7 protein-coding genes are annotated in these 8,834 nt (G+C 65.1%); 3 read left to right on the top strand and 4 right to left on the bottom strand.

Going from position 1 to position 8,834, the window contains the following annotated elements; translation table 11 throughout:
• Positions 1 to 211: 211 nt before the first annotated feature.
• Positions 212 to 982, bottom strand: a complete 771-nt coding sequence (locus ACTO5E_RS08895; RefSeq protein ID WP_482303063.1) for a YdcF family protein — start codon at positions 980 to 982, stop codon at positions 212 to 214.
• Positions 983 to 1,505: 523 nt separating this feature from the next.
• Between ACTO5E_RS08895 and ACTO5E_RS08900 the strand changes: the two genes are divergently transcribed.
• The 3 genes from ACTO5E_RS08900 to ACTO5E_RS08910 all read left to right on the top strand — a co-directional run bounded on the left by ACTO5E_RS08900 (position 1,506) and on the right by ACTO5E_RS08910 (position 5,423).
• Positions 1,506 to 2,000 (top strand): COG2426 family protein, encoded by a 495-nt coding sequence (locus ACTO5E_RS08900; protein ID WP_482303064.1) that lies wholly within the window; start codon positions 1,506 to 1,508, stop codon positions 1,998 to 2,000.
• Positions 2,000 to 3,226, top strand: a complete 1,227-nt coding sequence (locus ACTO5E_RS08905; protein ID WP_482303065.1) for a BaiN/RdsA family NAD(P)/FAD-dependent oxidoreductase — start codon at positions 2,000 to 2,002, stop codon at positions 3,224 to 3,226. Before ACTO5E_RS08900 ends, ACTO5E_RS08905 begins: the two co-directional genes overlap by 1 nt.
• Before the next feature lie 580 nt (positions 3,227 to 3,806).
• Positions 3,807 to 5,423 carry an NAD(P)/FAD-dependent oxidoreductase gene (locus ACTO5E_RS08910; RefSeq protein WP_482303066.1) on the top strand — a complete coding sequence of 539 codons (1,617 nt, stop codon included), beginning with the start codon at positions 3,807 to 3,809 and terminating at the stop codon, positions 5,421 to 5,423.
• 34 nt (positions 5,424 to 5,457) lie between these two features.
• Here the strand turns inward: ACTO5E_RS08910 and ACTO5E_RS08915 are convergent, their stop codons facing one another.
• The 3 genes from ACTO5E_RS08915 to ACTO5E_RS08925 all read right to left on the bottom strand — a co-directional run bounded on the left by ACTO5E_RS08915 (position 5,458) and on the right by ACTO5E_RS08925 (position 8,446).
• Positions 5,458 to 5,691 carry a hypothetical protein gene (locus ACTO5E_RS08915; RefSeq protein WP_482303067.1) on the bottom strand — a complete coding sequence of 78 codons (234 nt, stop codon included), beginning with the start codon at positions 5,689 to 5,691 and terminating at the stop codon, positions 5,458 to 5,460.
• 513 nt (positions 5,692 to 6,204) lie between these two features.
• Complete coding sequence (gene gltA / locus ACTO5E_RS08920; RefSeq protein WP_482303068.1) at positions 6,205 to 7,593, bottom strand: NADPH-dependent glutamate synthase; 1,389 nt, start codon at positions 7,591 to 7,593, stop codon at positions 6,205 to 6,207.
• Entirely contained in the window at positions 7,586 to 8,446 is an 861-nt protein-coding gene (locus tag ACTO5E_RS08925) for a sulfide/dihydroorotate dehydrogenase-like FAD/NAD-binding protein (protein ID WP_482303069.1), read from the bottom strand. Before ACTO5E_RS08925 ends, gltA begins: the two co-directional genes overlap by 8 nt.
• Positions 8,447 to 8,834: the final 388 nt, after the last annotated feature.

The following is an 8,834-nucleotide window of genomic DNA, read 5'->3' on the forward strand; positions in this document are numbered from 1 at the left end:
TTCCGTGTTCGGGATGGGAACGGGTGGACCCCCGCCGTAATCAACACCAACTTGTTTTTGCTCAGTCTCTCGACTGCTTGTATATCATACCACAGCCCGCCGGAAATTGCAAGCCCTTTTTCTCATTTTCAGAAAACAATCTGCAATTTCACAATATATAGCGGTTTATCCCAACCCATCCCCACATATATCGCCTCGTCCCCAAGAGCGCTCACCCGGCAACCGCCCCCAACAGCTCCTCAACGTACCACTTTGTCAGCGACAGCAGCTCTCTGCCGTAGTAGCCGGGAAAAATCACCGGGTCGGTCCAGGCGGGCAGGCCCTCGGCCTCAAACCCCGCCCAACGGGCCAGCCGCACCGCCCGGTACATGTGAAAGCCCTGGGTCACCACCACCACGGGCCCAAAGCCCTGCTCGTCCGCAATCTCTTTGGCATAGGCCAGGTTCTGCCGGGTGTTCCGAGAGCGGTCCTCCATAAAAATCCGCTCCGGCTCAATGCCCATGCCCACCAGGGCGTTCCGGGCGGTGAGGGCCTCGGGGCAGGGCTCATTGCCCCCCTGTCCGCCGGTGACAATGCACCGGGCCTCCGGGTTCTCCTGCAAATACGCCGCCGCCCGCTCCACCCGGCCGGTGAGGCTCTGCCCCATGCGCTCCGGGCCGTATACCTGGGCCCCCAGCACCACCACGTCCCGGCCGGGGGGCGGGGGCGCGGCCTGATACAGCACAATCAGCCCGGTCAGGTACAGGGCCCACACCAGCCCCAGCCCATACAGGCCAGCCGCCACCCGGGCCAACACCCGGCGCGCTCCGCCCCGGGCCGCGGCCTTTGGGTAGAGCAGCGCCAGGGCCAGCCCCAGGCCGCACACCAGCACCCCAAACACCGAGCCCTCCCCAAAGCCCCCATGAAGGGCGGGCAGGCAGAACCACAGGGCCCCCGCCGCACAGAGGCCGGCAAATGTCCATTTTGCAAGCTTTTTTAACATCCCAAGTCCTTTCCTTTCCACAGACTTTTTCTATTATACACCATTGCGGGCCCCGGGTAAACCCTATTTGCCCGGGTAAAACCATTTTGTGACAAAAAGCCCCGCCCAGGCGGTCCAAAGGGGGCAGACCGCGCCCGCCCCGCTCCCTCATACCTACTGAAACCCACAGCCCGCGCCAGCTGTTACGCGTACAAGCTACCCGCTTTGCCAGTCAAAAGCAGGCGGAGTTGGACCGAAAAGCGGGCTGTCTGGGCCTGTTTTCCCCCATTTTCAGCACCTTTTTGTACATAAACGCCCATAATTATTTTTGTGGGACAGGCGCGCCCCCCACACCTGGGGAGTACCCAAAACAAAAGCGTTCACCAAAGCTCCCTCCCCCTTTTCAACGGCGGCAGCGTTTCCAGGCTCCCAGCAGGGAGGCGTTCCATTGCCGGCTCTTTCTTGGGACGCCTCCTGCCCCCAGGTCTTGCATTCCCTGGGCCAGTAGGGTATAATAGGGTAAAAACCCAAAAGGATGTCTAACATGGAACACATTGTCGAATCCCTTGTCCGTCTTTTCAGCCAGACCATTCCCGCCGAGCTCACGGTCTTCCTCCTCTCCCTCATGCCGGTCATTGAGCTGCGGGGGGGCATTCTCGCGGCCAAGCTGCTGGACCTGCAAATGCTCCCCGCCTTCCTCATCTGCCTGGTGGGCACCCTGCTGCCCACCCCCTTTATTCTCCTGTTCATCAACAAAATTTTTGACTGGATGCGCAACACCCGCTTTGTCAAGCTGGTGGACCGGATGGAGGCCAAGGGCCGCAGCAAATTCGACAAAATCAACAAGTACAAGACCATCGGCCTGCTGATATTTGTGGCAATCCCCCTGCCCGGCACCGGGGCCTGGACCGGCTCGCTGGCAGCGGCCTTGATGAAGATGGACTTTAAATCCGCCATGCTCTCGGTGGCCCTGGGCACGCTGACCGCGGACGTGATCATGTGCATTGTCTCCTACGGCCTGCTGGGGCTGGTGCTGTAATGGGGGAGCTTTTTGACCTGGCGGTGGCCGGGGCCGGGGCCTCGGGGCTGATGGCAGCCATCACCGCCGCCCAGGCCGGGGCCCGGGCACTGGTGCTGGAGGCCGGAGAAAAGCCCTGCCGCAAGCTGCTGGCCACTGGCAACGGCCGCTGCAACCTTACCAACGAGAACATCTCCCCTGCCCATTACCACGGCGACAGAGGGGAGCTGGCCGGTTTTTTGGCGGACTGGCCCGGCTCCCGGGTGCGGTCTTTGTTTGACAGCCTGGGCCTGCTCACCCGGGCGGACCCGGAGGGCCGGGTATACCCCTACAGTCTTCAGGCTGCGGCCGTGGCGGGGGTCCTCCGGTCCGCCTGCGCTCAGGCCGGGGTAACCATCCGCTGCGGCTTTCCCGTGGCCGGGGCGGCGAAGAGCGGGGGGGTTTTCCGTCTCAGCGGCCCTGGGGGGCAGGCTCGGGCCAGGGCCTGCGTGCTGGCCTGCGGCGGCGCGGCCTCTCCCCAGCTGTCCGGGGGCTCGGGCTATGACCTGGCCCGGCAGCTGGGCCACAGGGTCACCCCCCTTGCCCCGGCCCTGGTGGGACTGAGGGCTCCGGCCAAGCTCACCCGCCCCCTGAAGGGGATGCGCTGCAAGGCCCGGGCCTCCCTGTTTGCCGGGGAACGCCCCCTCTACACGGAAAACGGCGAGGTCATCTTTGGGGACGGCTCCGTGTCCGGCATCTGCGTCATGAACGCCTCCGCCCGGCTGACCGGCCCCGGCCCCTTCCGCCTGACCCTGGACCTGGCCCCGGACCTGCCCACCTCCCGGCTCAAGGAGCACCTGAAGGCCCAGCGCCGTCTCTACCCCCAGGCCCCGGCCGGGGAGCTGTTCGCCGGGGCGCTGAACCTGCGGGTGGGCCATGAGCTGGCAAAGAGCCTGGGCCTCACCAAAGCCCGAACCCTGGGCAGCCTGGCCCCCCGGGAGCTGGACCGGGCCGCGGAGGCTGTCAAGGCTTTTCCCTTGCCGGTGTCCGGCCCCCTGGGCTGGGAGCACGCCCAGTGCACCGCCGGGGGGGTGCCCCTGTGCCAGGTGGACGGGGGGACGATGGAGTCGAGGAAAGTGCCGGGGCTTTACATCACCGGCGAGCTGCTGAACGTCCACGGCGACTGCGGCGGCTACAACCTGCACCTGGCCTGGTCCACCGGAGCCGCGGCAGGGGCCGCCGCCGCAAAAAGCCTGGGCAAGCGCTGAGAGGAGAACCCTGTCATGCTGACATTTTGCGGGCTCCCTCTGACTGGCTGTCTCCCGCAAAGAGTGCTTTGTCCGGCGGCGGCAGGCCCCAGTCAAACCCCCGGGAGACGGGGCGGCGGGCCGCTCTGTCCCACGAATGCGGAGAGGAGGCCCCTGTCATGCTGACATTTCGCGGGCTCCCTCTGACTGGCTGTCTCCCGCAAAGAGAGCGTTGCCCGGCGGCGGCAGGCCCCAGTAAACCGCCCGGAGACGGGGCGGCGGGCCGCTCTGTCCCACGAATGCGGAGAGGAGGCCCCTGTCATGCTGACATTTCGCGGGTTCTCTCTGACTGGGTGCCTCCCACAAAGAGAGCGTTGCCCGACGGCGGCAGGCCCCAGTCAAACGCCCGGGAGACGGGGCGGGCGACTCTGTCCCACAAATGCGGAGAGGAGGCCCCTGTCATGCTGACATTTCGCGGGCTCCCTCTGACTGGGTGCCTCCCACAAAGAGAGCGTTGCCCCGCGGCGGCAGGCCCCAGTCAAACGCCCGGAAGACGGGGCGGGCCGCTCTGTCCCACAAATGCTGAGAGGAGGCTTTTGTCATGCTAAAAATCAGCGGGCTGCGCCTGCCTTTGGGGTTCACCCAGGAGGACCTGCGGCGGGCGGCGGCGAAAAAGCTGCGGGTGCCCCCCCAGGCCCTCCAGGACCTGCGGCTGGCGAAGAAGTCGGTGGACGCCAGAAAGAAGGGGGACGTGCACTTTGTGTGCGCGGCGCTGGCCTCTGTCAGCGGAGAGAGCCGCCTGTTGGCCCGGCTGCGGGACAGCTCTGTGCAGCCGGAAAAGCCCTACCGCTACCAGCCCCCTCAAGCTCCGCCCCCGGAGCTGCCCCCGGTGGTGGTGGGCTTTGGGCCGGCGGGCATGTTCGCGGGGCTGATTCTGGCCCAGTGCGGCCAACGCCCTATTATAATAGAAAGAGGGCTGCCTGTGGAGCAGCGTCAGGCTGCGGTGCAGGCCTTTTGGGCCGGGGGGCGGCTGGACCCGGAGTGTAATGTGCAGTTCGGCGAGGGCGGGGCCGGGGCCTTCTCCGACGGCAAGCTCACCACCGGCACGGCTGACGGCCGCATCCGCAAGGTGCTGGAGGAGCTGGCCGCTGCCGGCGCGCCCCCGGAGATCCTCACCGACGCCAAGCCCCACATTGGCACCGACCGGCTCCCTGGGGTGGTGCGGGCCATCCGGGAGCAGATTCTGGCTCTGGGCGGGCAGGTCCGCTTTTCCACCCGTCTCACCGGGCTGCGCTCCGCAGGCGGGGCGGTGACCGGGGCGGAGGCCGTGGGCCCCGGCGGGCGGGAGGTCATCCCCTGCCGCCGGGTGGTTCTGGCCGTGGGCCACAGCGCCCGGGATGTGTTCTCTCTGCTGGACAGCCTGGGCCTGCCCCTGGAAGCCAAGTCCTTTTCTGTGGGCGTGCGCATCGAGCACCCGGCGGAGCTCATCGACCGGGCCCAGTACGGCGGCTTTGCGGGACACCCGGCCCTGGGGGCTGCCGACTACAAGCTGAACTGCCGCCTGCCCGGCGGGCGGGGGGTGTACACCTTTTGCATGTGCCCGGGGGGCACGGTCACCGGCGCGGCCTCTGAGCCTGGGGGCGTGGTCACCAACGGCATGAGCCCCTGGGCCCGGAACGGGGCAAACAGCAACGCGGCCCTGCTGGTGGGCGTCGCGCCCCAGGACTTTGGCGGCGGCCCCCCCAGGGGTGGACCCCCCAGGGGCGGAGCCCTGGGAGGCATTGCCTTTCAGCGGGAGATCGAGGCGGCGGCGTTCCGGCTGGGGGGCGGGGGCTTTCTGGCTCCGGCCCAGCGGGTGGCCGACTTTTTAGAGAACCGCCCCACCCGGGGCTTTCCCGGAACAAAGCCCAGCTACCAGCCCGGGGTGGCCCCGGGGGAGATTGCCCCCTGCCTGCCCGGCTTTGTGGCAGACTCCCTGCGCCAGGCCCTGCCCCTGCTGGGCCGGCAGCTGAAGGGCTTTGACGCCGGCGACGGGGTGCTCACCGCGCCGGAGACCCGAAGCTCCTCCCCGGTGCGGGTGCTGCGGGACGAGACATTTCAGTCTCCCACCCTGAGGGGCCTCTACCCCTGCGGCGAGGGCGCGGGCTATGCCGGGGGCATTGTCTCAGCCGCAGTAGACGGCGTTCGGGTGGCGGAGGCTGTTGTGAGCGGACAATAAAAGAAGGAGCGGCCACGGGGCTGCTCCTTCTTTTTTATTGGCTGTCCATAAACGCCTTGAGCCGCTCCATCACCGCTACCTCCCGCCGAAGCCAGGGGTGGGTACCGTCGGCCCGGGCCTGGTTGGCGCGCAGAGCCTGGGCCAGCTCCACCCATACCGGCGTAAAATGCTCCGCCGCCTCATAGCCGTCCAGGCGCAGAGCCTCCTGCTCCTGCCCCACCTGGCAGAAAAAGTAGTAGGAGTCCATCACTAAAATGTCGGCGGTCATGCCCCTGCGGCGTTCGTGGGCCAGGGCCCAGAGCCGCCGTCCGCCGGTAGACGCTGCCGTCCCGAGGCAGGCCCTCCTGGTTCAGCGCCAATTCAAACATCGACAAGCCCCCTTGATATAGTATACCCGCCTCACACAGTCACAACATACTGGGCTTAGCGCCCCCTCAGCTGCTCATGAATCGCCTGCCGCCGTCTTGCCCGCAACCGTGACCGCGACAGTGACCGCGCCGCCGCTCTGGGGCAAGCCCGCCTGGCTCAACCCCAATTCATACATATACAAGCAACGCCCTCGATATGGTATACCCGCCTCACACAGTCCCAACATACTGGGCTCAGTGCCCACTTAACTGCTCATGAATAGCCTGCCGCCGTCTTGCCCGCGACTGTGACCGCGACAGAAACCGCGCCGCCGCTCTGGGGCAAGCCCGCCTGGCTCAACCCCAATTCATACATACGCAAGAAATGCCCTCGATATGGTATACCCACCTCACACAGTCACAACATACTGGGCTTAGCGCCCCCTCAGCTGCTCATGAATCGCCCTTGCCGCCGTCTTGCCCGCGCCCATGGCCAGAATCACCGTGGCCGCGCCGGTGACCGCGTCGCCCCCTGCGTAGACGTTGGGGCGGCTGGTGAGCCCGGTGTCCTCGTTGACGATGACGCCCCCCCACCTGTGGGTGTCCAGCCCCTGGGTGGTGGACTTGATCAGGGGGTTGGGGCTGGTGCCAATAGCCATAATCACGCAGTCCACGTCCAGCACAAATTCGGAACCCGCCTTCTCCACCGGCCTCCTGCGGCCGCTGGCGTCCGGCTCGCCCAGCTCCATCTCCAGGCACTCCATACCCCGCACCCCGCCGTTCTCGTCCCCCAGAATGCGGGTGGGGTTGTTCAGCAGCTTGAAGACAATGCCCTCCTCTTTGGCGTGCTCCACCTCCTCGGCCCGGGCGGGCAGCTCCTTCTCCGAGCGGCGGTAGACAATGTAAACCTCCTCGGCCCCCAGGCGTTTGGCGCACCGGGCGGCGTCCATGGCCACGTTGCCGCCGCCCACCACGGCCACCCGCCTGGCCTGCTGCACAGGGGTGTCCGACCCAGGCAGATAGGCCTTCATCAGGTTGACGCGGGTGAGGAATTCGTTGGCGGAGTACACTCCCTTGAGGTTCTCGCCGGGGATATTCATAAATCTGGGGAGCCCCGCCCCCGAGCCGATGAACACCGCCTCAAAGCCCTGCTCCAGCAGCTCGTCGATGGACAGGGCCCGGCCAATGACCATGTTGGTCTCAATCCGCACCCCCATTGCCTTCAGGCCGTCAATCTCCTTTTGCACAATGGCCTTGGGCAGGCGGAACTCGGGGATGCCGTAAACCAGCACGCCCCCGGCCATGTGCAGGGCCTCGAACACGGTCACCTCATAGCCCAGCCTGGCCAAATCTCCGGCGCAGGTAAGGCCCGAGGGGCCCGAGCCGATGATGGCCACCCTGTGCCCGTTGGGAGCGGGCTTCTCCGGGGCCCCGGCGGAGTGGGCGTTGTGCCAGTCCGCGGCAAAACGCTCCAAGCGGCCAATGGCCACCGGCTCCCCCTTTTTCCCCCGAACGCAGTATTTCTCGCACTGGCTCTCCTGGGGGCAGACCCGGCCGCACACCGCAGGCAGGGCGCTGGTCTGGGCAATCACCTGGTAGGCCCCTTCAAAGTCCCCCCCGGCCATTTTTTCAATGAACGCGGGGATGTGGATATTCACCGGACAGCCGGACACGCAGGGCTTGTTTTTGCAAGAAAGACACCGCTGGGCTTCATCCACAGCCTGCTCCGCTGTGTAGCCCAAGGCCACCTCCTTGAAGTTTTTGCTGCGCTCCTCCGGCTTCTGAGAGGGCATCTCGTTTTTCTTCAGCGACAGATTAGCCATTCTCCTCTACCCCCTTGAACAAATTACAGGCCTGGCTGTGGGCGCGGCGTTCAAAGTCCCGGTACATGGCGCTGCGGGCCATGGCCTCGTCAAAGTCCACCTCGTGGCCGTCAAAGTCCGGGCCGTCCACACAGGCAAACTTGGTCACCCGCCGGCCGTTTTGGATGAGGCTCAGCCGGCACCCGCCGCACATGCCTGTGCCGTCAATCATAATGGGGTTCATGCTGACTGTGGTGGGAACCCCCAGCTCCTTGGTGAGCTGGCAGACAAACTTCATCATCATCAGGGGGCCAATGGCAATCACCCGGTCATACTGCTCTCCGCTCTCAATCAGCTCCCGCAGGGCGTCGGTCACCAGACCCTTGCTCCCCCAGGACCCGTCGTCGCTCATTCTGCATAATTTGGTGCTTACGGCTGCAAATTCCTCCTCCAAAATCACCAGCTCCCGGCTGCGGAAGCCCACAATGGAATGAACCTGACAGCCCTGCTGGTACAGCTGCTTTGCCACCGGGTAGGCAATGGCGCAGCCCACGCCGCCCCCCACCACGGCCACCTTGCTCAGGCCGTCGGTGTGGGTGGGCTCTCCCAGGGGGCCCACAAAGTCCTGGATGAACTCCCCCTCCCGCTTATGGTTCAGCTTTTCGGTGGTGGCCCCCACCACCTGAAAAATAATGCTGACGCTGCCCGCCTGCCGGTCAAAGTCCGCCACGGTCAGGGGGATGCGCTCGCCGTTTTCGTCCACCCGCAGAATGATGAACTGACCGGGCCGGGCCTTTTTCGCCACAGCGGGGGCCAAAATCTCCATGCGGGTGACCGTAGGGTTCAGCTCCTGCTTTTTGAGTATCTTATACAATGTTATCCCTGCTCTCATCGAGTTTTTTGACATAAAAATGCTTTGCGTCTCCACTGGGCCTATTATACCACTTTTTTTGCCAGATTGCAAGCGCACCGCCATGTCGTTGCATAAAACAGACAAAAACGCCCCTTCTCCCCTGGCTTCTTAGCAAATTTGACCCAACACCCCGCCTGCCGGTTCAAAACAAACAGGCCCTCCCAACAGGGAGAGCCTGGGCGGTATCAGCCGGTCAGCAGGGGCCGTCTACGGGGAATGCCGCCCCTGCCCTCGTCGCGTTTGTTGACATAAAAATGCTTTGCGTCTTCACCGGGCCTATGATACCAATTTTTTGCCAGATTGCAAGCGCACCGCCATGTCGTTGCATAAAACAGACAAAAACGCCCCT

This window comes from Acutalibacter sp., from assembly GCF_056800975.1.

Bases quoted from the DNA above. Each gene is read 5' to 3' on its own strand.
- ACTO5E_RS08900 (WP_482303064.1), top strand. From the start codon at position 1,506: ATGGAACACATTGTCGAATCCCTTGTCCGTCTTTTCAGCCAGACCATT.
- gltA (WP_482303068.1), bottom strand. From the start codon at position 7,593: ATGGCTAATCTGTCGCTGAAGAAAAACGAGATGCCCTCTCAGAAGCCG.
- ACTO5E_RS08895 (WP_482303063.1), bottom strand. From the start codon at position 982: ATGTTAAAAAAGCTTGCAAAATGGACATTTGCCGGCCTCTGTGCGGCG.
- ACTO5E_RS08905 (WP_482303065.1), top strand. From the start codon at position 2,000: ATGGGGGAGCTTTTTGACCTGGCGGTGGCCGGGGCCGGGGCCTCGGGG.
- ACTO5E_RS08915 (WP_482303067.1), bottom strand. From the start codon at position 5,691: ATGACCGCCGACATTTTAGTGATGGACTCCTACTACTTTTTCTGCCAG.
- ACTO5E_RS08910 (WP_482303066.1), top strand. From the start codon at position 3,807: ATGCTAAAAATCAGCGGGCTGCGCCTGCCTTTGGGGTTCACCCAGGAG.